Source organism: Chitinophaga sp. CCNWYY40 (assembly GCF_037483205.1).
Classification (GTDB): domain Bacteria; phylum Bacteroidota; class Bacteroidia; order Chitinophagales; family Chitinophagaceae; genus Chitinophaga; species Chitinophaga ginsengisegetis.
This window is the reverse complement of the sequence record NZ_JBBHLF010000004.1, coordinates 639,021-662,611: the sequence shown is the minus strand read 5'-3', so window position 1 is coordinate 662,611 and position 23,591 is coordinate 639,021. Positions and strand designations below refer to the sequence as shown.

The 23,591-nt window shown below is 47.4% G+C and carries 20 protein-coding genes; 13 read left to right on the top strand and 7 right to left on the bottom strand.

Going from position 1 to position 23,591, the window contains the following annotated elements; translation table 11 throughout:
* Window positions 1-32 precede the first annotated feature (32 nt).
* The 5 genes from V7S65_RS17405 to V7S65_RS17385 form a co-directional block, all read right to left on the bottom strand.
* Window positions 33-1,040: a patatin-like phospholipase family protein gene (locus V7S65_RS17405; RefSeq protein ID WP_336387415.1), complete on the bottom strand. Its 1,008-nt coding sequence runs from the start codon at window positions 1,038-1,040 to the stop codon at window positions 33-35.
* A 36-nt stretch (window positions 1,041-1,076) separates the two neighbouring features.
* Entirely contained in the window at window positions 1,077-1,643 is a 567-nt protein-coding gene (locus tag V7S65_RS17400; protein WP_079469343.1) for a DinB family protein, read from the bottom strand.
* Window positions 1,644-1,838: 195 nt separating this feature from the next.
* Window positions 1,839-2,048: a hypothetical protein gene (locus V7S65_RS17395; protein WP_079469342.1), complete on the bottom strand. Its 210-nt coding sequence runs from the start codon at window positions 2,046-2,048 to the stop codon at window positions 1,839-1,841.
* A gap of 14 nt (window positions 2,049-2,062) precedes the next feature.
* Complete coding sequence (locus tag V7S65_RS17390; RefSeq protein ID WP_336387414.1) at window positions 2,063-2,464, bottom strand: hypothetical protein; 402 nt, start codon at window positions 2,462-2,464, stop codon at window positions 2,063-2,065.
* A gap of 15 nt (window positions 2,465-2,479) precedes the next feature.
* Window positions 2,480-3,067: an RNA polymerase sigma factor gene (locus V7S65_RS17385; RefSeq protein WP_227024399.1), complete on the bottom strand. Its 588-nt coding sequence runs from the start codon at window positions 3,065-3,067 to the stop codon at window positions 2,480-2,482.
* An 89-nt stretch (window positions 3,068-3,156) separates the two neighbouring features.
* On the opposite strand from V7S65_RS17385, the gene V7S65_RS17380 reads away from it, so the two are divergent.
* Window positions 3,157-4,041, top strand: a complete 885-nt coding sequence (locus V7S65_RS17380) for a cation diffusion facilitator family transporter (protein WP_079469340.1) — start codon at window positions 3,157-3,159, stop codon at window positions 4,039-4,041.
* Here V7S65_RS17380 and rsmG read toward each other — a convergent pair.
* Window positions 4,031-4,660 carry a 16S rRNA (guanine(527)-N(7))-methyltransferase RsmG gene (gene rsmG / locus V7S65_RS17375; protein WP_079470041.1) on the bottom strand — a complete coding sequence of 210 codons (630 nt, stop codon included), beginning with the start codon at window positions 4,658-4,660 and terminating at the stop codon, window positions 4,031-4,033. The two genes, V7S65_RS17380 and rsmG, sit on opposite strands and share 11 nt — an antisense overlap.
* Window positions 4,661-4,714: 54 nt before the next feature.
* Window positions 4,715-5,851, bottom strand: coding sequence for a glycosyltransferase (locus V7S65_RS17370; protein ID WP_336387413.1), 1,137 nt, complete (start codon window positions 5,849-5,851; stop codon window positions 4,715-4,717).
* 152 nt (window positions 5,852-6,003) lie between these two features.
* Here V7S65_RS17370 and tgt point away from each other — a divergent pair, with 152 nt between their 5' ends.
* The 12 genes from tgt to V7S65_RS17310 all read left to right on the top strand — a co-directional run bounded on the left by tgt (window position 6,004) and on the right by V7S65_RS17310 (window position 23,586).
* Window positions 6,004-7,134, top strand: coding sequence for a tRNA guanosine(34) transglycosylase Tgt (tgt, locus tag V7S65_RS17365; protein ID WP_111576699.1), 1,131 nt, complete (start codon window positions 6,004-6,006; stop codon window positions 7,132-7,134).
* A gap of 39 nt (window positions 7,135-7,173) precedes the next feature.
* On the top strand, window positions 7,174-8,253 hold the full coding sequence (locus V7S65_RS17360) for an LptF/LptG family permease (protein ID WP_079469337.1): 1,080 nt from the start codon (window positions 7,174-7,176) through the stop codon (window positions 8,251-8,253).
* Window positions 8,254-9,106: 853 nt separating this feature from the next.
* Window positions 9,107-10,432, top strand: a complete 1,326-nt coding sequence (locus tag V7S65_RS17355; RefSeq protein ID WP_079469336.1) for a citrate (Si)-synthase, eukaryotic — start codon at window positions 9,107-9,109, stop codon at window positions 10,430-10,432.
* Between the two features lie 50 nt (window positions 10,433-10,482).
* Window positions 10,483-12,636, top strand: coding sequence for an ATP-dependent DNA helicase RecG (gene recG, locus V7S65_RS17350; protein WP_336387412.1), 2,154 nt, complete (start codon window positions 10,483-10,485; stop codon window positions 12,634-12,636).
* 198 nt (window positions 12,637-12,834) lie between these two features.
* On the top strand, window positions 12,835-16,509 hold the full coding sequence (locus V7S65_RS17345; protein ID WP_336387411.1) for a DUF7948 domain-containing protein: 3,675 nt from the start codon (window positions 12,835-12,837) through the stop codon (window positions 16,507-16,509).
* A 6-nt stretch (window positions 16,510-16,515) separates the two neighbouring features.
* Window positions 16,516-17,541 (top strand): PorP/SprF family type IX secretion system membrane protein, encoded by a 1,026-nt coding sequence (locus V7S65_RS17340; protein WP_079469334.1) that lies wholly within the window; start codon window positions 16,516-16,518, stop codon window positions 17,539-17,541.
* Window positions 17,542-17,587: 46 nt separating this feature from the next.
* Window positions 17,588-18,997, top strand: a complete 1,410-nt coding sequence (locus V7S65_RS17335) for an FAD-binding oxidoreductase (RefSeq protein ID WP_111576697.1) — start codon at window positions 17,588-17,590, stop codon at window positions 18,995-18,997.
* Window positions 18,998-19,038: 41 nt separating this feature from the next.
* Window positions 19,039-19,620, top strand: a complete 582-nt coding sequence (locus V7S65_RS17330; protein ID WP_111576696.1) for a hypothetical protein — start codon at window positions 19,039-19,041, stop codon at window positions 19,618-19,620.
* 282 nt (window positions 19,621-19,902) lie between these two features.
* Window positions 19,903-20,580 carry a phosphonatase-like hydrolase gene (locus V7S65_RS17325; protein ID WP_336387410.1) on the top strand — a complete coding sequence of 226 codons (678 nt, stop codon included), beginning with the start codon at window positions 19,903-19,905 and terminating at the stop codon, window positions 20,578-20,580.
* Window positions 20,581-20,601: 21 nt separating this feature from the next.
* Window positions 20,602-21,747, top strand: a complete 1,146-nt coding sequence (locus tag V7S65_RS17320) for a TIGR03364 family FAD-dependent oxidoreductase (RefSeq protein WP_079469330.1) — start codon at window positions 20,602-20,604, stop codon at window positions 21,745-21,747.
* A gap of 337 nt (window positions 21,748-22,084) precedes the next feature.
* Window positions 22,085-22,783 (top strand): LOG family protein, encoded by a 699-nt coding sequence (locus tag V7S65_RS17315; RefSeq protein WP_111576694.1) that lies wholly within the window; start codon window positions 22,085-22,087, stop codon window positions 22,781-22,783.
* 161 nt (window positions 22,784-22,944) lie between these two features.
* Window positions 22,945-23,586 (top strand): O-methyltransferase, encoded by a 642-nt coding sequence (locus V7S65_RS17310; protein WP_079469329.1) that lies wholly within the window; start codon window positions 22,945-22,947, stop codon window positions 23,584-23,586.
* Window positions 23,587-23,591: the final 5 nt, after the last annotated feature.

Below are 23,591 nucleotides of genomic sequence, written 5' to 3'. Positions count from 1 at the left end.
TTGTTTGCAAAAGCAGCATCCCGGTATTTTTTTTACAATGATTGTAACACTGCAGCTGCCCGTTGTTCTCCTTCTTCCATCATCTCTTTCATTATCTGCGGTATAAATTCCAGTCCTCCCATAGCTACATTCAGCGCTGTTTTCGGACGGATGATGTGCAGCTTTACCGCCCTTTTTCCCTGGAAGGGATTAATAGCGGGAAGATCAAAACACTGATCTATATCCGCAGCAGGGATTCCCTTTTTCTTCAGGTTATCTTTTACCGCATTCAGATAGGTGAGCGACTGGTTGATGAGTTGTGTGATTTCCACGTCGGTGGCGGCTATTTCATTGGTGGTATTATCCACTTGTTTTTCGAGGATATCGATCAGGTTCTGGAACAGGATATCATCTTCGCCGGGAGTTTCCGGTGTGAGCAGAATGACATAGATTTCGGTGGCGCCTTTTTCTATGGCCAGTTTAACGGGGTGATAGTGAGCGCCGCCGGCATTGGTAAACTGCTGCACATGATCGGGGAGGGAAGCCACTTCCACTGGTGGCATAAACACCGGCATGCTGCAGGATGCCTGCATGGCTTCACGGAATGTGTAATTGTCAAGAAGGGATATTACATCATAATCCTTCTTCACCATATCGGCGCCTGACGGGGAAAAATAAGTGAGGCGGTTTGTTTGCAGGCAGCGTGCCGCAACAAATACTTCTTTATTCAGCTTTTGCAGTGCGCTGAAGCGGGCATCGGTAAAGATGTTGGTAATTTTATGGGCAAGGGCGGTAGCGTTGTAAAGAGAGTTGTTTTGGGGGAAGCGTTGCAGCATGGTATTGGTGCTCACCAGGTCGGCGGTGGTGTTGCTGGTGAATAATTTTTCCAGCAATGTTATTTCTCCCAAAGCCGCGAGGGGAGCAATTAATGAGCTGATGCCGGTGCCGCAGAAAAAGTCGAATCCAATAGCTGGTTGTTGGGAATAAAGATACTTCAAAGCGCCAACAGCAAAAGCTGCCCTGGAGCCGCCGCCGCTGATGACTAACGCAGTTGTAGCCATGAGGATTTTTTAGGTAGCAACAATTTAACTAAAAAATCAAAATATCAGCTGCTGTAATTGGTTCTGCCAGGTATGGCCCTGTAATTCCTGATCTTTTAATTTGCTCAGGTGGTGTTCATTGTGATGTGCAATGTAATAAAGCATCTCCCGGATGGTAATCTTTCCGAGCAGGGGATGTGGCAGGCGGTACCTGTCCAGGTCACTTTCCGACCAGCCGGCCAGTTTGTTGATTAATTTATTTTTCTGGAGAAGAAAACCTTGTAGCAGCGCCGGTCGCTGTGCAGGATAGATCACCCCGGGCTGATAGGCCCTGGTAGCTTTTGCGCCGGCATCCAGGATCCGCTCATAGTCGGCCACCAATTGGTTGTACGACCGTGATGGTATGGCGCTGGTGCCGAAATAGAGCAGTGTTACTTTGGGAAATCCCAGGGCACTGCTTACGGGTCTGATGGATTTGGTGAGATGATCCAGCTGCTGGCCGGCCGACCACTTACCGTAAGGGGAAGCGGTAAATCGTATATCCGGCAACGTATTCACAAAATCCACGAAGTTGTCGAAACTGGTATTTAATAGAGATTTGATCTCGTGCTGGTTCAGGTACATAGGAAACAAAATTTAGAGGATTTCAAATACACTATACCTGGCTTTGTAAACAATATACCCGGGCCGCTGCATTCTCTTTGAAGTTACGCCAGATTTGCGAGCCGGCCAATAGCTTATTACATATAAAATAAATTTATGTATAATAAAATCGCCAGATGGCCCGGGAATATTGATCCGCTGCTGAAAAATCTCAGATTATTCCAGCACAGCGCATTCAAAACCTTGTTTTTGAACGAATTCTATAATAATATTCTCTTCCACCTGTAAGTCGGCAATGCGTAATACTTTATCGCAGTCGTCCAGGTCTACATGGCATGACCCAACGGGGAAGCTGGAAGCAATGGCCTGGATCATCTGCTGGCGCTCTTCCAGGCTGCCTATATTGGTTTTGAATATTCCTATCATCGCACAAATGTTTTTTAGTGTGATTCTTTTTCTTCGTTTTTAGGTTGTTCAGGATCACGGTGCCAGTCGTCGCGTTTCCACGCACCAAAGCCGGTTCTGCAGCGGTTGCGCAGATGTTCTCTCATTTTATCCTGTTCTTCCGGGGTCATATTCGCCATCCTGTCTTTCAGGCGGGCTTTCCATTCCCGGCCGCGGCCAAATTTATCGTGATGGTTATGCCATCCAAAAAGTAACTTACCCAGTAACATCAGGCCCAGTGCCTGCCAGAAATTGATCACCGGTCCGTGGAACAGTTCAGGGATCAGGCAGTTCCATAATAACATGGTCGCAAATCCCACTACTGTAACGAACAGTGCTCCCATGATTATAAACTTGAGTACCTGTAGCCCCTTTCTTCTGCCAAAATTGTTGCTCATATCTTAATAATTAAATCAGTCGTTAAGTAATTCGTTGTACAGTTCTGCCAGGCGTTCCCGCAGGAACAGTACTGCATAACGTTTGCGTGATAAAAGGGTATTTACCCCGATGCCGGTTTCTTCACTCATTTCCTTAAAGGATTTCCCCTCCAGTTCGTGCTGCAGAAATACTTGCCGCTGTTCGGCCGGTAACTCATCAATGGCCTCCATAATGGCTTCCGACATAATCTTTTTCGCCATCGGGGTGTCTGCCTCCATGTTTTTGTCGGAAAGTAGTTCGGGGAGAAATAACACTTCTTCGCCTTCTATCTCGCGCGTGAAATCGGAAAAAGGAGTTTCTTTCTTCTTACGGAACCAATCGGTAATCTTGTTCCGGGTTACGGCAAAAAGCCATCCGGTGATAGAATCTACCTGGCTTCCCAGGCGCAGGTATTCGGTAAACTGATAGAAAACATCCTGTAAAATATCCTCTGCATCGGACGCATTATTTACCCGTTGCCGGATAAAATGCAGCAATCGCTTGCGTTCCTGCTTCACGGTTGCCTGTATGCGTTCGTTTTGCTCTATGGCCATAATGCTATTTGTAAGGACCAGCTGTTTCATCTTAATAAGGATGACGAAGCAGCGAACCGGATATTTTATAAGGACGAAAAAAAATCTTCTTAAATTACGTACCAGGAAATCTGTTGTTTATGCATGATCACGCCCACGCCCATACTCCTGCACTCAATAACGCCCAGGTTAACAGGGCTTTTATATGGGGTATTTCCCTCAATCTGGCCTTTGTGGCGGCGGAGTTTATAGCGGGTTTCCTCACCCATTCCCTGGCCCTCATGGCCGATGCCGGGCATAATCTCAGCGATGTGGCCAGCCTGGCCCTCTCACTGCTGGGGTTCCGCCTGGTTAAAATAACGTCCAACCCTGGCTATACCTACGGCTACCGCAAAAGTACAATACTTATCTCCCTGTTTAACGCCATGCTGCTGCTCATTGTGGTAGGCGTAATCGGGTATGAGGCCATCCGCCGCTTCAGCCAGCCCTACGAAGTACCCGGAACGCCCATTGCCGTTGTAGCCGGCATCGGTATCTTTATTAACGCTTTTACCGCCTGGCTGTTTTTCAAAGACAAAGAAAGGGATCTGAATATAAAAGGAGCCTACCTCCACCTGGCCGCCGATGCCCTGGTATCAATGGCAACCGTGGTTGCGGGTATCATGATCATTTACACAAAATGGTACTGGCTGGATCCCCTGTTGAGTATAATAGTAATGGTAGTAATTGTAATGGGTACCTGGGGGCTGCTGCGCGACAGCCTGCGCCTGTCGATGGATGGCGTTCCAAAGGATATCGACTTACAGGAAATCAGGAAAAAAGCCCTGGCCGTGAAAGGGGTAAAAGATATTTATCATATTCATGTGTGGGCGCTCAGCACTACCGAAAACGCATTAACGGCCCAGGTAACCATAGATCCACAGCTGGATGCTGCCGGCACAGAAGCTTTGAAGAAAGAGCTGCGCCATGAACTGGAACACCTGGGCATCCGCCACACTACACTGGAAACCGGGTTTAGCTCTTAGCCAATACCACAAATTTCTCCTTAAAACTTTCTTCCGGGAAAATATCATACACCTTTACCAGGCGTGGCTTTAAGCCGCTGTCGGAAATTTCCTGGGCCAGATCCCCGCCCTTCAGGCAAATCAGCCCCTTCTCAAACTGCTTGCCCGGTACGGTGGACTTCTTTAATACATGCTTGCTCCAGCGCCAAAGGTCGCCCAAAGGAGCCACCGCGCGGGAAACCACGATATCAAACTTCCTGTTCTTAATGTCTTCCACCCGGCTATGCGCCGCGGTAACGTTTTTTAGCTGCAGCGCTTCTGCAACGCCTTCCACTACCTTGATCTTTTTACCAATAGAATCTACCAGGTGAAATTGTACTTCCGGGAAAAAGATTGCCAGGGGAATACCTGGAAATCCGCCGCCGGTGCCCAGGTCCAGGATTTGGGTGCCTGGCTGGAAATCCGCTATGGCGGCTATACTGAGAGAATGTAATACGTGTTTTTCATATAAGGCATCTATATCTTTACGGGATATCACATTGATCTTTTCGTTCCATTCCTGGTATAATCCCTGCAGTGCCTCAAACTGCGACAGCTGTTCCGGTGTAAAGTCGCTGAAATACTTTAAAATAACTTCCATGCGGCAAAAGTAAAGCAAAAGCAAATAAGCAGAAAGCTATTTGCCCGCTGCTTATTACCATTTATTTTTTGCCTTGAAAAGCAAGGCCGGTGTAAAAATGATATAATATAATACCATGAAGATGTCCATCAGCCAGCTGAACTTAAACAGGTCGCTTTCATCCAGCCTGCGCATGGCCGCATAAGTAATAATGGACTGTATCAGCACTTTACCGCCAAAAATTCCCAGCACATACCACAGGATGGGAGGCGGGAAAAATAAAGCGAAAATAAAGGCGGGGTAAAAAAGGAAATGCGTCAGCGAAAATAACCCCAGCACAAACTTATGACCGAAACGGTAATGCTTGCCGGTAGACATATGCCGGGTTTTTTGCTGGAACCAGCTTTTCCAGCTCAGCTTTGGCTCGGAGTAGGTGAAAGCCTGTTTGTCGATCACCACCCCCACATTTTTGCGGTTGGCAGCTGTGTTCACAAACAAATCGTCGTCCCCGGAGGCAAGATGCTGGTGGCTTGTAAAACCCTTGTGTTTAAAGAACAGCTCTCTCTTATAAGCCAGGTTGCGGCCTACACCCATGTACGGCATACCGCTCATGGCAAAGGAAAGATGCTGCAGTGCGCTGAAAAAGGTTTCGTACCGGATGATCTTATTCAGGAACCCCGGTTTTTTATGGTAAGCGCCGTATCCCAGCACTATTTCTTTCTGATCCGTAAAACCCTGGCTCATCAGGGAAAGCCAGTAGGTGCTGCCTGGTTTGCAATCGGCATCTGTAAGCAATACCTTTTCAAACTGGGCGCCTTTCAAACCTATGGAAAGCGGGTATTTTTTGCCGGGAATAAACTTGGCGGCCTGCTTGATCTCTATATGCCGGTAATGTGGATAACCTGGTTCAATAGAGCGCAGGTAGTATTTGGTGTCATCTTCAGAGTTATCATTTACCACAATTACCTCGTACTCCGGTTTCATGTGCTGGTGATAACGCTGCTGCAACACGCCCGGCAGATTCTTCTGCAGGTTCAGCTCTTCATCTTTGGCACAGATGATTACCGAAAAAGGCCCGTCCGGTGCATGGTCCAGGTCAAATTTACGTCTGTAAAAAGCCACGCGGGAAAACACAAAAAGAAAATAAATGATCTGTATCCCGGCGATGGCAGCAAAAGAGTATAAGGCAATTTCACCCAGATGGTCTAGCATAATGCCCGCAAAAATATAATATTTTTATTATCTGTAAAAGAATTAATTATGAACATTGGAGGGATCCCCTCTGTGGGCAAAATCCACCAGCTTCCCCTTCCGCTCTGATCTTCACTTCATTTCAATATCTTTGCGGCCTGAAATATCGACGAGTGAATTTTGAACTGATAACTACAGATAGCGGCAGCAATGCCAGGGCCGGGAAAATCACCACGGCTCACGGGGAAATAGAAACGCCCATTTTCATGCCGGTAGGCACTGTTGGCAGCGTAAAAGCGGTTACACAGGAACAGCTGCGTGCAGATGTACAGGCGCAGATCATTCTTGGCAATACCTATCACCTCTATTTAAGACCCGGACTGGAAGTATTGTCGCTCGCCGGTGGCCTGCATAAATTTAACGGGTGGGACCGCCCCATCCTCACCGATAGCGGCGGATACCAGGTGTTTTCCCTGGCGGCCAACCGCAAGATCAAGGAAGAAGGCGTAGTTTTTCAGTCGCACATCGATGGCTCCCGCCACCTCTTCACTCCCGAAAATGTAATGGATATCCAGCGCACCATCGGGGCCGATATTATTATGGCCTTTGATGAATGCCCGCCCTATCCGTCGGAATACCGTTATGCACGCAAGTCGATGGAACTCACCCACCGCTGGCTCGACCGCTGCATCACGCGCCTCAACGATACCCAGCCTGCCTACGGTCATGAACAAACCCTGTTCCCGATTGTACAGGGCAGCACCTATAAGGATCTCCGCAAAGCTTCCGCTGAATACATTGCCTCCCGCAACTGCGCCGGTAATGCCATCGGTGGCCTCAGCGTTGGAGAACCGGAAAATGAAATGTACGAAATGTGCGGACTGGTATGTGAATCACTGCCCACCGACAAACCCCGTTACCTGATGGGCGTGGGTACCCCGTGGAATATCCTGGAGAACATTGGCCTCGGTATCGATATGTTCGACTGTGTAATGCCTACCCGCAACGGCCGTAATGGCATGTTATTCACCTGGAACGGCGTTATCAACATCCGGAACAAAAAATGGGCAACCGACTTCAGTCCCGTTGATGCCAACAGCCCCTGCTTTGCTACCAGCACCTATTCAAAGGCTTACCTGCGACACCTGTTTGTGGCCGGGGAAATTTTAGGCATGACATTAGCCAGTATCCACAACCTGGCCTTTTACCTGGAACTGGTGAAGGAAGCCCGTAAACAAATATTGGCCGGCACTTTCGCCACCTGGAAAACCGGGATGATCAATCAGCTGAAAACACGCCTGTAAAAAGTTCGGACTATAAAATAAACTAATATCTTTGGGGTCATGACTAAAATTGACTGGTACATTTTACGCAAGCTCATAGGTACTTTCATTTACTCCCTGATGATATTCCTATTGATTTCTGTAGTGATCGACACTACGGAAAAAGTGGATGACTTCATGAAGCATCACTTGTCGCTGCATGAAATCGTAGTGGATTATTACTTCGGCTTTATCCCGCATATCCTGGCGTTACTGTTCCCGCTGTTTATATTCCTGTCGGTTATATTTTTTACTTCCAAGATGGCCTACCGCTCGGAGATCATCGCTATACTGGCTGCCGGCGTGAGCTTTCGCCGCTTTCTGCGTCCTTACTGGATGGGCGCTTTCCTGTTTGGCGGGGTACTCTGGCTCGCCAACTACTGGGTGGTTCCCAACGCAAACCGCATCCGTACCAGCTTTGAAAATAAATACCTCCATAGCCACGACGATGAGAAATCACAATATGACCGCACCACCCGTATCGATAGCTTCACTTACGTAACCTTTGGTACCTACGATCCCAACTATAAAAGCGGAAGCAACTTTGTGTTGTCTGTTGTGAACAAACAATCCATGACCTTCAAACTAAAAGCCGACCGTATCAGCTGGGACTCCACCACCAAAAAGTGGAAACTGGACTACGTATCCATGCGCACCATGAACGGCTTAAAGGAAACCTGGACCAGCAAACAGGATACCCTGCTCAAAATACCCCTGGTCCCAAAAGACCTGGTAGACGAAAAGAATATCCAGGAAGCCATGACCACGCCCGATCTCAGGCGATACATCCAGCGGGAAAGCATCCGTGGGGCAGAAGGGCTTAATACCTATTGGGTAGAATATTACAGGAGAACTTCAGCCGCTTTCGCCGTTGTGATCCTCACCCTGATCGGTGGTATTATTGCCGCCAAGAAGGTAAGGGGAGGAAGTGGATTGCACCTGGCTGTGGGTATTGTAATCAGCGCCAGCTACATTATATTCCTGCAATTCGCCACCGTGTTTTCCGTAAAAGCCGACCTGAATCCCTTGCTGGCCGTGTGGATTCCCAATATCCTGTTCGGCGGACTGGCATTTTACCTGTATCGCCAGGCGCCTAAATGATCTGGCGCGGAGGTTGTCTTTCTCAGGATTAGGTTGATTTTGCTGATTAACTTCTGGTGATTAATGAAGGATTTTGAGAGATTAGTGTACCCGTCAGATTTTAATTCCGGCATTGATATTTTCCCTGGAAAATTGATTTATTTTCGTTTTGGTATGATTTCCGGAAAATTCAGTGAAATTTAAAAGCTGCTACCATCGCTATTCCTCAAATAATTTAAAAAGATGGGCAGCTTTTAACGGCAATGATTTATTGCTGCCGTTCATTCATTTTCACCAATATATTAATAAACCGTTTCACTTATAGGGCAGTATTGCGTGGAACGCCCCGTTTTTTTTCGTCTGTAAAGCCCTGTGGTAAATGATCCTGGGATCAAGTCCACGTCCCCTCCACGTCACCTCCGGGTTATCTCCATGTATTAAGCATGTAATAAGCATATGCTAAGCGTATGCAATGTAGGAATGAAGCATCCTACAGTCGATCTTTATGCAATCCCTGTCATCCCCACCACTAATCTCTCCCCTGATCCCAAAAAGTTAATCAGTCAAATCAACCTAATCCTGAGAAAGACAAAATCCGCTCAAATCATCGCATTTTTTCTTTCAATATTTTCAATTCATTCTGAAAATTTTACATTTCTTTAACGTCTATATACATACATTATATATTATATTCGTAAGAGACTTACATGTATTATGTTAATGAAGCTCACCGCGGCTATACCGCCTTGCTTTTTCATTCGCAAATCGTTGTTAATTTGGCATTAAATACCACTAAAGGGTGGTAACTTCGTTAACAAATCATTACTTTTGACTATTGATCGATTTTGTTTTCATTAATAACAATAGCAGTAAAATGGGGTACATAAAAGAGAAATTCAAGGTTAAAGCAGATGAACTTAACATTGAAGTAAAAGACCTGGTAAAGAATCACGGCACCAAGAAAATTGAGGATGTAACACTGGCACAGGTTTATCAGGGTATGCGCGGTATTACCGGCCTGGTAACAGAAACTTCCCTGCTGGATGCCAATGAAGGAATTCGTTTTCGTGGATATTCCATCCCGGAATTAAGAGAACACCTGCCAAAAGCACCAGGTGGCGCAGAACCTTTACCCGAAGGTTTATTTTACCTGATGCTGATAGGAGAATTGCCTACAGAAGCAGATGTACAATACCTGTCCAGCATGTGGGGCCGCCGTTCTCATGTACCCAACCACGTTTTTGATGCTATTGAAGCGCTCCCGATCACTGCACACCCTATGACCATGTTCAACGTGGGTATTATGGCGCTGCAAACAGAATCCTCTTTTGCACAGGCTTACTCAGAAGGAATTAATAAAAAAGATTACTGGAGTTATACTTATGAGGACACCATGAACCTCATTGCCCGTCTGCCACGTATTGCAGCATATGTTTACCGCCGTAAATATAAAGGTGGCCAGCATATTCAGCCAAACGGCATGCTCGACTGGGCAGGTAACTTTGCACACATGCTCGGTTACTCCGATGAAGGCTTCAAGGAACTGATGCGTCTTTACATGGTGATCCACGCCGACCACGAAGGTGGTAACGTGAGCGCACACACGACACACCTCGTAGGTTCTGCACTGAGCGATGCGTACCTGTCGTTCGCCGCCGGTATGAACGGTTTAGCGGGTCCTTTACACGGCCTCGCTAACCAGGAAGTGATCAAATGGATCCTCCAGATGCGCGAAGAACTGGGTGGTGGCGTTCCTACCAAAGAACAAATTGAATCTTATGTACGTAAAACCTTAGCCGATGGTAAAGTAGTACCAGGTTACGGTCACGCTGTTTTACGTAAAACAGATCCGCGTTTCACTGCACAAATGGAGTTCGCCAAGAAACACCTGCCAAACGATGAACTCGTGAAAATTGTATGGCAAGTATATGAAACCGTGCCGCCAATACTGCAGGACCTGGGCAAGGTAAAGAATCCGTGGCCTAACGTAGATGCACACTCCGGCGCATTGCTGGTACACTACGGCCTGGTGGAATATGAATTCTATACCGTGTTGTTTGGCGTATCCCGCGCATTGGGCGTACTGGCTTCCCTCTGCTGGGACAGAGCGCTCGGACTTTCCCTGGAAAGACCGAAATCTGTTACCACCGAGTGGATGAAACAGTTCGTGGAAGGAAAAGTAGATGCAATAGCCGAATAGTTTTATAATTGTTTTTTTAGTAAAAGAGGCAAGTGGTGAATTTTTACCATTTGCCTTTTTTATTTTTGTTGTTCACAAAAAATGAAATAACCATTTCTACTTTTACCGCCATATTATCAAACCCGATAGAATACCTGAAAGGAGTAGGCCCGCAGAAAGGAGAACTGCTGCGCAAGGAAATCAAAGTATATACCTTCGGCGACCTCCTGCAATATTTTCCTTTCCGTTATGTAGATCGTACCAGGATTGATAAAATTGCCTCCCTCAGCGGGTATGAAGATTTTGTGCAGATCCGCGGAAAGATCATCAATATGGTAGTGATGGGAGAAAACAGGTCGAAAAGATTAGTGGCTACTTTTAAAGACGAAACCGGCACCATCGACCTGGTTTGGTTTCAGGGCTGGCAATGGATGCAGAAATCGCTGAAGGAAAATGTAGCTTACCTGGTATTTGGCAGGATCTCCGTTTTCAATGGCGTTACGCAGCTGGCACACCCGGAACTGGATCTGCTCACAGAAGAAATCGCCACCGGCAAACAATTCCTGGAACCGGTTTATTATACCACAGAAAAACTCAAAGCCCGCGGACTAACGGCAAAGGCTATAGGAAAACTCACCAAAAACCTGCTGGAACAATTATCTCCCCTGGAAATCAGGGAAAACATCCCGGTGGAAGTATTACAGCAGTACCGGCTCATGCCCCGCGCTATGGCCTATTTCAGGATTCATATGCCAGCCAGCGAAGACGATGCACGGCTGGCACAGCGACGGCTGAAATTTGAGGAACTGTTTATTGCACAAATCCGTATATGCAGGCTAAAACTCAAAAGACACAAGCAATCGCATGGCTTTGTGTTTGGTGCAGTAGGCGAATCTTTTAATGAATTCTATAACAATCATCTTCCCTTTTCTTTAACAGGCGCACAGAAAAGGGTATTGAAAGAAATAAGGACAGATACCGTTCACGGGCGGCAGATGAACCGCCTCCTGCAGGGAGATGTGGGCAGCGGTAAAACAATGGTAGCCCTGCTAACCATGTTGCTGGCTAAAGATAATGGCTTCCAGGCATGCCTCATGGCGCCCACGGAAATCCTGTCGCAGCAACACTTCAAAGGCATTTCCGAATTGCTGGAACGTATGGATGTAAAGGTAGCACTGCTTACCGGCAGCATCAAGGGCAAGGCGCGTAAACAAATACTGGCCGGCGCACTCGATGGCAGCATCGATATCCTCGTTGGCACTCACGCCCTGCTGGAAAAAGAAGTGGAATTTAAAAACCTGGGAATGGCCATCGTGGATGAGCAGCACCGTTTTGGTGTGGCACAACGGGCACGCCTATGGGAAAAAAATACCATCCCGCCGCATATTCTTGTTATGACGGCAACGCCTATACCAAGAACACTGGCCATGACTATTTACGGCGATCTCGATGTATCCGTTATTGATGAAATGCCGCCCGGACGTAAACCCATTACCACCGTACACCGCACTGAATATCAGCGTCCGCAGGTAATGGATTTTATAAAGGAAGAAGTGAAGAAAGGAAGACAGGCATACATCGTATACCCGCTGATCGAAGACTCGGAGAAGCTGGACTATGAAAACCTGATGAAAGGATATGAAGAAGTAAAAGCCTTCTTCCCGGAACCGCAGTATTACATCAGTATGGTACACGGCCGCCAGCCTGCCGAACAGCGGCAAACCAATATGCACCGCTTTGTAACCGGCGATACCCATATTATGGTAGCCACCACCGTGATTGAAGTAGGGGTGAATGTACCCAATGCCTCTGTAATGGTGATAGAAAGCACTGAACGTTTCGGACTGTCGCAGCTCCACCAGCTGCGGGGAAGGGTAGGCCGCGGCGCGGAGCAATCCTTCTGCGTACTCATGACAGGCAATAAGCTAAGCCAGGATTCCCGCGAACGGATCAACGTAATGGTGCAAACCAACGACGGATTTATTATTTCAGAGAAAGATATGGAGCTGAGAGGCCCCGGCGATATTGAAGGCACCCGCCAGAGTGGGGTGCTCGACTTTAAACTGGCAGATATTGTTGCGGACAAACCCATCCTCGACGCTGCCCGTGCCAGCGCAGAAAAGATCCTGGAAGAAGACACCGATCTGCTTCTGCCTGAGAATCAGGCACTAAAAGAATTTTTGGCTGCCCAGAGAAGTAAATCTATCTGGAGTAAAATTTCCTGATGGTTTTTACGTTTATTAACTGATGGATGAATTAAAAAAGTATAAAAGCTGCTGAAGCTGAGATTTACCTTGTTTCCCATTTAGCCTATCATTCCTCAATTCAGAAGTTTTGTGCTTGTCCCGACCGTAACAATTTGAGTGGCTTCTGCGTTTAATAGTATTATATTAGTTTTTAAGAATAAAATAAATCTGATCCCGTTGAAATTTACCTTCCCGACCGGCCTTATTGGATTGATGATTTGCTTTTTGTTCACCGGACGATCCGCCCAGGCGCAGCAGCAACGTGCAAACTTCACCCCCCTGAATTTTATTGAGAACAAAGGCCAGTGGGACAAGGATGTTATCTACAAAACAGAACTGGATGGCGCTGCTATCTTCCTCAAAAAAACAGGATTCACTTTCCTGATGATGAACCAGGAAGATCTCTGGAGCCTGAACGAATATGTTCACGGACACTCCCACCGGAACGATACGGTGTATGTTCCGAAAAGCAGCGTGAAACCGGCGCCCTCCCAACCCGGAAACAGCCAGCCCCCTCCACGGCCCGGCAAAATTCCTGATGTACGCGGACACGCCTGGAACGTTACCTTCCTGAACGCCAATCCTGATGTACAAATAGTACCCGAAAAAGAACAGGATGCCAAAAGCAGCTATTTCATCGGAAACGACCACACCAAATGGGCGGCCGGCGTGGGTTCTTTTCAGGGTGTTAATTACAATTCCCTTTACTCCGGTATTGATGCACACGTTTACTCCGAAGGTTCCCAGCTGAAATACGACCTGATTGTGCATCCGGGCGCTAACCCGGATAATATCCAGATGGTATATGAAGGCGCCACCGGCATGGAACTGAAAAAAGGCCAGCTATATGTACATACTTCCGTAGGCGACCTGATTGAACAACTCCCCTTCGCTTATCAATACATCGATAATCAACGTGTAACCGTAAAGGTATCCTACCGGTTGAATGGTAATAAACTGGGCTTTAAAATATCCGGTGAGTACAACCCGGCCTATCCGCTAGTGATAGATCCGATCTATGTTTTCTCTACCGTGTCCGGCGCCCGCTCCGATAACTGGGGCTTTACCGCTACTTACGATGATGCCGGTAATTTATACGGCGGCGGTATCGTGTTTAATCCAGGCTATCCTGTAACAACCGGGGCTGTACAAAGTGTTTACGGCGGCGGCCAATTTGATATCGCCATTTCTAAATTCAACCCCAACGGTACCCGGCTGATATATGCCACCTATATGGGCGGCAGCGGCCTCGAACAACCGCATAGCTTATTCGTGGATCAGCAGGGCAACCTCGTGATCTCCGGCAGAACCACTTCCAACGACTATCCCAATACTGCTGTAAAAGGAACCCGCGGAGGATGGGACATCGCCATTACCAAAATAAACGCCACCGGCTCCGCTATCATCGGCTCACTGATCATCGCAGGAGGGGCAGACGATGGCGTGAATATGCGGGCCGACCGCCAGGCCGGCGACTGGGTACTGCTCCGCAACTACGGCGACGACGCCCGCAGTGAAGTAGTAGTGGATGATGCAGGCTATATTTATGTAGCCAGCTGCACCCGCTCCACCGACTTTCCCGTAACCGCCGGCGTATTCCAGGGTACTAACAAAGGTTCGCAGGATGGCGTGATCATGAAAATAAACCCGCTTTGCCAGGACCTGGTATGGGCCAGCTACCTCGGAGGCAGCAAGGAAGACGCCGCCTATGTAATTGCATTAAACGGTCTTAATACCCTGTATGTGGCCGGAGGCACCGCCAGCGACGACTTCCCCACAACTGCCGGCGTCATATATCCCCAGTACCGCGGCGGCGTATGCGATGGGTTTATTGCGCACATTTCAAACGATGGAAGAAACATCATTCAAAGTACTTTCCTCGGTTCAGATAATCCCGCAGCCGACCAGGTATACGGTATCCAGCTGGACAGGAGAGGATTTGTATATGTAATGGGCACCACTGAAGGCGCATGGCCCATCAAATTAATAAGCACCGACGGATACAATGAAAACGGATTGCAGTTTATCTCGAAGTTAGAGGCAAACCTTTCTTCATTCGTGTATTCCACTACTTTTGGTAAAAGAAGAACACTGGTTTCTTCTCCCAATATTTCACCCACCGCATTCCTGGTAGACCGCTGCGAAAACGTATATGTGTCCGGATGGGGCGGAGGTATCAACACCTCCCTGCATTATCCGAATTCAGGAACTTCCGGTTTAACTACCTCCTCAGATGCGCTGCAACGCAGCACAGACGGGATGGATTTTTATTTCTACGTACTGCAACGTGATGCCGTAAGATTTAGTCCCACCCAGGGTCCATTGTATGCAAGCTATTTTGGCGGCTCCGGTTTGTATGAACACGTAGATGGCGGTACCAGCCGCTTCGATCGCAACGGGATTATCTACCAGGGTATTTGCGCCTGGTGTAATGTGAGCAACACCGGTTTCAAACCGAGGTACCCGACCACCCCGGGCGCCTACTCCAGCACACCACCGGCTTCCTGTAACTTCGGCGCGCTGAAAATTGCCTTCAACCTCGATGGGGTGAAAGCAGGCGCCAAAACGCTCGACCGGCGCACTAACTACTGCGTACCGGATACCATCACTTTTGTGGATACCACCCGCTTACCGGGTAAATCCTATCAGTGGTTTTTCCCGGACGATGGTACAACTGAAAACTTCGGACCTGAAGGAGATACGGTGACACACATCTTTACAAGGGTGGGCACCTTCCGCGTAAGGATGGTGAAATACGATCCGCAAAGTTGTAATGGATCAGATACTGCTTATGTAACCGTGAAACTGGGCAACAATGAAGCGATCCTTCATTTTGAAGCCCGGCGTCAGGATCCATGCGATAGCCTGAAGTACATGTTTACCAATGAATCCACACCGGCAGCAGATTTCAGGGATCGCTCCTTTATCCTGGACTATGGCGATGGCACACCTCCGTTCTATACCGGTATAGATACCTTCCCGCTATTCCATTATTATCAGAATGCAGGTATCTATAATGCCACCCTCACACTGGTGGATACCAATTTCTGTAACGCGCCGCAAACAATTACCTACACTCTGCGTGTAGCCGAAAACGTTATAGCGAAGTTTACGGATCCGGGAACTGTTTGTGTAGGTACAGAAATACAAATGGATAATACTACCGAAGGTGGTGAAACATTTACCTGGACTTTTGAAGACGACGGTTCTGTTTCACACGATCCTTACCCGGTACATACATTTAATAAAGCCGGCCGCTGGAAAATAACCCTGGTGGTAGAAGATCCTAACACCTGCAACAAAAGGGATTCTATCACGCAGGAAATAAATGTGGCGGCGCCGCCCGTAGCGGACTTTGACTTTTCACCCACCAAAGCAATTGAAAATACACCGATACAGTTCCTGAATGGTTCTTCAGCGAACGCCATACATTATCTCTGGAATTTCGGCGATGGCGATACTTCATCCCTGCCAAACCCCAGTCACCAATACCTGCGGACAGGTACGTATAATGTGTGTCTTACTGTTACTAACGCAGAAGGCTGTACGGATACAAAATGTCAGGAAGTAAGCGCCATAGTGGTACCGCTGTTTGATGTGCCTAATGCCTTTGCACCGGGTGGTAAGAACAATGTATTTTATGTAAAAGCTTTTGGAGCGACCAAATTCAATCTTAAAATATTTAACCGTTGGGGCCAATTGGTTTTTGAAAGTTCGGACCCTCAAATCGGTTGGGATGGCCGGTTTAAAGGAAATATTCAGCCTATGGACGCGTATGCCTATATCGTAAACCTGGAGTTTACGGATGGCACAAAAGGCAGCAGATCAGGAAGTGTAACCTTGTTAAGATGATGAGCCATGAATCAGATCGTTAAAATATCAACATGTCTGGCAATTTTATTAATTGTTTCAATGAACGGAGTGTATGCACAAGACCTCCATTTTTCACAGTTTTTTAATTCGCCATTGACAACTAACCCGGCCAATACCGGTTTTATTCCGGACGGCAACTACCGTATTGGCCTTAATTACCGCGATCAGTGGACCAGCGTTCCGATACCTTACCGGACGATGTCGGCATATGGCGACTTCCAGTTATTCCGCGATCAGCTGGAATATGGCTGGGTAGGCATCGGGGGCGTATTGCTCCGCGATGTGGCCGGCGCCGGCAACCTCACTTCTACCAAAGGATACGCTTCCATCGCTTATCACCAGCTCCTGGGTTTCAGCAGCTTGTTATCCGCAGGGTTTAACGTAGGTTCCGCCGGTAAACGGGTGGATATCACCAAGCTCACGTTCGCCGATCAGTGGAATGGCAAGTTCTTTGATTCGCAGATCCCCACCGGGGAACCCATCACCCAAAGCAGCGTTAATTACTTCGACCTGCAGGCAGGGCTCAATTATGCTTATTTTCCTACCGATAATATTTATGTAAACGCGGGCTTCTCTGTACAACATATCAACACACCCAGGGAAACCTTTTTTGATGGGAACAACACGGTTCCCCGTCGCTATATCGGGTTCCTGAATGCGAGTTTGAAAATGAGTGATAAAGTGATCCTGAACCCTGCGGCATATTATGCCACACAGGCCGGCGCCAGGGAACTGATGCTGGGCGCCAATGCAGCCTATAATCTTTCCGGCGACGGCGTACAGCAATTGTATGGCGGCGTTTATTACCGCGCCAATGATGCGGCTGTTTTCCTGGTTGGCTACCAGCTCAACTCCATAAAACTCATGTTTAACTACGATATTACTACCTCCAGTTTATCGGCCGCCAATAACAGGCGTGGCGCCTATGAAATAGGCATTGTTTATACGGGGCTTTACAGCAACCGTACTTTTAACAATGCGAGGAGATCTACGATTTGCCCTTCTTTTTAATGGCCGGATATTACCACCTAACCGGCATTATGATTATTTTTGTTCCATGACAACGTTTAATAAAGTAACTGCCGCTCATGTAGCGGCATTACGCGAAATAGCCGGAGCGCAATACGTATTGGCCGACGAAGAAAGTATGAGCCGTTATGCACAGGATGAAACCGAGGATCTGCATTATCTCCCGGAAGTGGTGGTAAAGCCGGATACTACCGAACAGGTAAGCCGTATCATGAAATTGTGCAATGAAGAGCTGTTGCCTGTAACTCCCCGTGGTGGCGGCACTGGACTCAGCGGCGGCGCGCTCGCCCAGTTTGGCGGCGTACTCATTTCAATGGAACGGTTTAACCGGATCACGCTTATAGATGAAAGGAACCTGCAGGTAATCACCGAACCCGGTGTGATCACAGAAGAATTACAGAACGCCGTAAAAGAGAAAGGGCTGTTTTATCCACCCGACCCAAGCAGTCGTGGTACCTGTTTTATTGGCGGTAATATTGCTGAAAATTCAGGTGGCCCCAAAGCCGTGAAATATGGCGTGGTAAAGGATTATGTGCTGAACCTGGAAATGGTGCTGCCCAGCGGCGAAGTGATCTGGACAGGCGCCAATGTACTGAAAAATGCCACCGGCTATAATCTCACCCAGCTGGTAGTAGGCAGCGAAGGCACCCTGGGCATCGTTACCAAAATTGTATTACGCTTAATTCCGTTACCTAAAACAGACCTGCTGATGCTGGTTCCTTTCCGCTCCGCTGAAAGTGCCTGCGAAGCGGTGAGCGCTATTTTCCGCGCGGGTTACACGCCTTCTGCTATGGAATTTATGGAGCGCGACGCCATCGACTGGGTAACCCAATACGTACAAAGCAGTGCTGTTAAAATAGAAGACGATATACAGGCACACCTGCTCATAGAAGTGGACGGGAACCACCCGGAAGTGCTGATGCAGGAAATGGAAGGCATTGCCGGTGTGGTAGAAGGTTTTGATATCGGGGAGATATTGTTTGCAGAAGACTCCCAGCAGAAAGAAGAGCTTTGGAAACTGCGCCGCCGGGTGGCAGAAGCCGTAAAAGCAAATTCTGTATACAAAGAAGAAGATACCGTAGTACCCCGCGCGGAACTGCCGGTATTGCTGAAAGGCGTAAAAGAAATAGGAGCCCGGTATGGATTTCACTCGGTATGTTATGGTCATGCCGGCGATGGCAACCTGCATGTGAACATTATCCGTGGCACCCTTACGGAAGAACAATGGAACGGCACCCTCACGGAAGGTATACGGGAAATTTTTCAGCTGGTGAAAACATTGGGAGGTACCATCTCCGGTGAGCATGGTATTGGCCTGGTGCAGAAAAGCTATATGGATATCATTTTTGATCAGACCTCCATGCAACTCATGAAGCAAATAAAACAGATCTTTGACCCGAAGAATATATTAAACCGGGGTAAAATTTTCGATTGTTAAACCTTTCTGCCGGTAAATAGTTAAACTTAATAAATCTGATCATGAAACGTTTACTCATATGTTTTTTCTTTCTGGCTGGAGTGCAGCTGGCACACGCGCAGTATTATAAAACGGACACCGCTACCCGCAAGGGTTTTGATCCTTCCCGTCTGGTACTGGGAGGTTCCCTGGGAATGGTGTTTGGCGATGTTACCAATGTGGATATCTCCCCGTTGGTAGGTTACCGTTTTTCTGATTATATCGCTGCAGGTGTTAACATCAATGCACAATACGGCCAGTATAAACTGTGGGATTACGATCGTGTTGCTCAACGGGATAAGTACACTATTTTTGGTGGTGGTATCTGGGGCCGTGTGTATCCGATCCCAATGGTATTTATACATATCCAGCCGGAGTATAATTTTGTTACACAGAATTCCACCGTTTACCCGTTAAACGGGGATAAACAAACCTTCAAAACCAACTATGGCGTTCCCAGCTTACTCGTGGGCGCCGGTTATACCCAGAGCGTTGGTGGCAGGGTAGGTATAGGCATTTCTATTTTGTATGATGTGATCCAGGACAACCGTTCGCCTTATAACAACAGCCTGATATACAGGGTGGGCGCAGGACTTGGCTTCTAGCGGAGGATCGCCTTCGGCGATAGGAAATTGTCCTGGAACAGGATTAGGCTGATTATACTGATTTAGAGATTTTATAAATAATTAAGGGAGATATGCGGATCTATTCGCTTATCTCCCTTAATCATTTAAAATCAAAAGTGATCAAATCAACAAAATCAGTATAATCCGCCTGATCCTGAAAAAGACAACATCCGCGTATTAACCACATGTTAAATGTTTATAAAGGCTAAACTTATTTTTAGTAAGTCATTATCTTTGCCACATATTAATACCGGGAAAAAGATGGGAATACAATTAGTTGTTTTTGATATTGCAGGCACTACCCTGCATGATGAATCCAATGTAGCAAAGGTGTTACAGCAGGCTATTAAGCTGGCGGGAGTTACCGTAACGCTGGAACAGGTAAATGAAGTAATGGGATACGCCAAACCGTATGCCATCCGTTACCTGTTGCAGCAGCAGCAGGATAGCCGTTATAGTGATGAAGCCTTTGTCCTTGAACTACACGGCCGTTTTGTGGCGGATATGAAAGCGCATTATGCAACACATCCTGCGGTACGGGAAAAGGACGGCGTATCAGCAGTATTTGCCGCGTTAAAGGCAAAGGGCATTAAAGTGGCGCTGGATACGGGGTTCGACAGGGACATTACCAACGTGATCCTGGAAAGGGTGGGCTGGCAGCAAAAAGGACTCATTGATGCCGTAGCTACCAGCGATGAAGTACCTTTTGGCCGTCCGTATCCATATATGATTTACCGGATTATGGAAGAACTGGAAATCCGCAGTATACAATCGGTGGCCAAAACCGGCGATACCATTTCCGACCTGGAAGAAGGTACCAATGCAGGTTGCCGCTACGTAATAGGCGTTACTACCGGCGCCTATAGCCGCGAAGAACTGGAGAAAGGGCCGCATACCCACCTGGTAGCATCCCTGGATGAACTACTGTCTATCTTTTAATCATACTTTACATTTTATATCATGCAACAACAACAGGCAGATGTAGCGGTAATAGGTGCAGGAATAGTGGGGTTGGCCATGTCTTACCACCTGGCATCAACAGGAAGAAAAGTAGTTTTATTTGAACGTAACAGCAAAGCGATCAGCGCTTCGATCCGCAATTTCGGGTTGGTATGGCCCATCGGGCAAACGGCGGGTAAAATGCACGACCGTGCTATGCGCAGCCGCCGTACCTGGAAAGACCTCGCCGCAGCCACCGGCTTGCAGTGCCAGGAAACAGGATCGCTGCACCTCGCGTATGAAAATGATGAACTGGCGGTATTGGAAGAATTTGTACAAGCCGCGCCGGGTAATGGTTACAGCTGTGAGCTGATTGCCCCTTCACAAATAGGAAAATATACCTCCGCTATTAAAACAAACGGGTTGAAAGGCGCACTATGGAGTGCCTCCGAAATGACCGTGAATCCGCGTCAGGCCAGTGCTGCCATTGCAAAGCACCTGGAAGAACATCTCAACGTAACGGTTCGTTTTGGCACCGCGGTAAATGGCATCAGCATGCCTTACATAGAAACAAAAGATGAGCGCTGGAAAGTGGATGAAGTGTTTGTATGCAGCGGCGCTGATTTTGAAACGCTTTACCCTGCTGAATTTGCAGCTGCTCCCCTGAAAAAATGCAAACTGCAGATGATGCGTACCATCCCGCAACCGGGCAACTGGCAGCTGGGACCCGCCCTGTGCGCAGGTTTAACACTGGGACACTATGCGGCCTTTGAAAGCTGCAAAACGCTGGAACCCTTGAAGCAACGCTTCGCGCAGGAAATGCCGGATTATGTGAAATGGGGCATCCACCTGCTTATCTCTCAAAATGGTGCAGGTGAACTCACCATCGGTGACTCACATGAATATGGTCCGGACTTCGAACCATTTGATAAAGCATTTATCAATGATCTCATCCTGCAGTATATGCACACTTTCTTGCAGGCGCCGGAGTATACTATCCAGGAACAATGGCATGGCATCTATCCAAAACTCACCAATGGTAAAACAGACCTGGTGTTCTCTCCTGAAAAAAATGTAACGATTGTAAACGGTCTTGGCGGAGCCGGCATGACATTGTCTTTCGGACTCGCAGAAGAAGTAGTGGCGGGCATGCATACCTTTGCGTAACCTTGATAAATTTAAATTAGGTTATTGCTTAAATAATTAATAAATTAATGGAGATTAAGCGTTATGAGAACATCTGTTGATTAAAACGATAGTACTATCTTAATAAATTTCAACATTATTTATTTTTTTGATTGCCAGCATTAGCAACGTTTCTGCAGCGATGTTTATTTAACATCGCTGCACGTTCATAACGTGTTAAATGTAAAGCAGGTTTCTATATAGTTACCTGCTTTTTTTATGCGTATGGCTGTTACTGTAAGCCAATTATTATATAAATTACATCATTCCACGTGCCTGCACGGGGAAGTGTTTTATAGGATAATAAAAAAGCAGTCGCATGAACAGTAGTATAAAGAATCTTAAAGAAAGAGACTGGACGGAAACAAGAGCGCATTCCAGCTGGCAGATATTCAAGATTATGGCGGAGTTTGTTGAAGGATTTGAGAAGCTGGCTAAAATAGGACCCTGCATTTCCATATTCGGATCAGCCCGTACGAAGCCGGGTAACCGCTATTACGATCTTACCCAGGAAATAGCCACCCGCCTGGCAGACGAAGGCTTTGGCATCATCACCGGCGGCGGACCGGGTGTGATGGAAGCGGCCAACAGGGGAGCCCAGGCCGCACATGGCAAATCAGTAGGGGCCAATATCAGCCTGCCGCATGAGCAGCATCCCAATAGTTTTATTGATCCGGAAAATAATCTTCATTTCGACTATTTCTTTGTCCGCAAAGTGATGTTCACCAAGTACTCACAAGGCTTCATTATGATGCCCGGAGGATTTGGTACCATGGATGAATTCTTTGAAGTACTCACCCTCATACAAACCAAAAAAATGGAGGAAACCCCTATGGTATTGGTGGGTAGAGAGTACTGGAGTGGCCTCCTGCAATGGATCCGCACGGTGATGATGGAAAAGGAAAGCAATATTAACCCGGAAGACCTCGACCTGCTGCAATTATTTGACACCGCAGATGAAGTGGTGGAATATTTCCGTGTTTTCTATACAACCAATAAATTAAGACCGAATTTCTGATAAAGCCTGCCTCCGGGCCGGAAAAGCGGATATACATGAACGTACACCCGGATAGAATAAAACCCGGCAGAATAACGTTTATGGATATATCCGCTTTTTCTGTTGGAAGCAACAGGCTGTCAGTTAGCCGCTTTTCCTTAGCTTTGCAGAAATTTTAATATATGGAGCTCATACCGGCAGCAGTGGAGGCCTATTCAGAAAAATATACCAGTCAGGAGAGTGAATTGATGTACCAGCTGAACAGGGAAACACATCTGAAAGTAGAGCTACCACATATGTTGAGCGGGCAGGTACAGGGGCAGTTCCTCAGTATGGTAAGCCATATGATCCGGCCCCGCCGCATCCTGGAACTGGGCACTTACACCGGGTACTCAGCAATTTGCCTGGCTGCGGGCCTGGCCCCCGATGGCATATTGCACACGGTAGATATCAACGAAGAACTGGAAACACTTTGTCATCATTATTTCTCGGCAAGCGGGAATGCAGATAAAATTAAAATGCATATCGGTAAAGCGGCCGATGTTATTGAACAACTGGATGAAGTATTCGACCTGGTGTTTATTGACGCGGACAAATCCGGATATGAACAGTATTACGACCTGGTTTGGGATAAACTGCGTCCCGGTGGATTTATCCTGGCAGATAACGTGTTGTATCACGGCCAGGTGCTGCTGCCTGAAAATGAACAGGGACGCCAGGCAAAGGCCATGATCAGTTTTTGTGAAAAAGTGTTGGCAGATGATCGTGCAGAACAGGTATTACTCACCATCCGGGATGGTGTACTGATGATCAGGAAGAAATAAAACGC

Excerpts from the sequence above, each read along its gene's own strand:
- V7S65_RS17405 (WP_336387415.1), bottom strand. The coding sequence starts at position 1,040 with ATGGCTACAACTGCGTTAGTCATCAGCGGCGGCGGCTCCAGGGCAGCT.
- V7S65_RS17400 (WP_079469343.1), bottom strand. The coding sequence starts at position 1,643 with ATGTACCTGAACCAGCACGAGATCAAATCTCTATTAAATACCAGTTTC.
- V7S65_RS17395 (WP_079469342.1), bottom strand. The coding sequence starts at position 2,048 with ATGATAGGAATATTCAAAACCAATATAGGCAGCCTGGAAGAGCGCCAG.
- V7S65_RS17390 (WP_336387414.1), bottom strand. The coding sequence starts at position 2,464 with ATGAGCAACAATTTTGGCAGAAGAAAGGGGCTACAGGTACTCAAGTTT.
- V7S65_RS17385 (WP_227024399.1), bottom strand. The coding sequence starts at position 3,067 with ATGAAACAGCTGGTCCTTACAAATAGCATTATGGCCATAGAGCAAAAC.
- V7S65_RS17380 (WP_079469340.1), top strand. The coding sequence starts at position 3,157 with ATGCATGATCACGCCCACGCCCATACTCCTGCACTCAATAACGCCCAG.
- rsmG (WP_079470041.1), bottom strand. The coding sequence starts at position 4,660 with ATGGAAGTTATTTTAAAGTATTTCAGCGACTTTACACCGGAACAGCTG.
- V7S65_RS17370 (WP_336387413.1), bottom strand. The coding sequence starts at position 5,851 with ATGCTAGACCATCTGGGTGAAATTGCCTTATACTCTTTTGCTGCCATC.
- V7S65_RS17360 (WP_079469337.1), top strand. The coding sequence starts at position 7,174 with ATGACTAAAATTGACTGGTACATTTTACGCAAGCTCATAGGTACTTTC.
- V7S65_RS17355 (WP_079469336.1), top strand. The coding sequence starts at position 9,107 with ATGGGGTACATAAAAGAGAAATTCAAGGTTAAAGCAGATGAACTTAAC.
- V7S65_RS17340 (WP_079469334.1), top strand. The coding sequence starts at position 16,516 with ATGAATCAGATCGTTAAAATATCAACATGTCTGGCAATTTTATTAATT.
- V7S65_RS17335 (WP_111576697.1), top strand. The coding sequence starts at position 17,588 with ATGACAACGTTTAATAAAGTAACTGCCGCTCATGTAGCGGCATTACGC.
- V7S65_RS17330 (WP_111576696.1), top strand. The coding sequence starts at position 19,039 with ATGAAACGTTTACTCATATGTTTTTTCTTTCTGGCTGGAGTGCAGCTG.
- V7S65_RS17325 (WP_336387410.1), top strand. The coding sequence starts at position 19,903 with ATGGGAATACAATTAGTTGTTTTTGATATTGCAGGCACTACCCTGCAT.
- V7S65_RS17320 (WP_079469330.1), top strand. The coding sequence starts at position 20,602 with ATGCAACAACAACAGGCAGATGTAGCGGTAATAGGTGCAGGAATAGTG.
- V7S65_RS17315 (WP_111576694.1), top strand. The coding sequence starts at position 22,085 with ATGAACAGTAGTATAAAGAATCTTAAAGAAAGAGACTGGACGGAAACA.
- V7S65_RS17310 (WP_079469329.1), top strand. The coding sequence starts at position 22,945 with ATGGAGCTCATACCGGCAGCAGTGGAGGCCTATTCAGAAAAATATACC.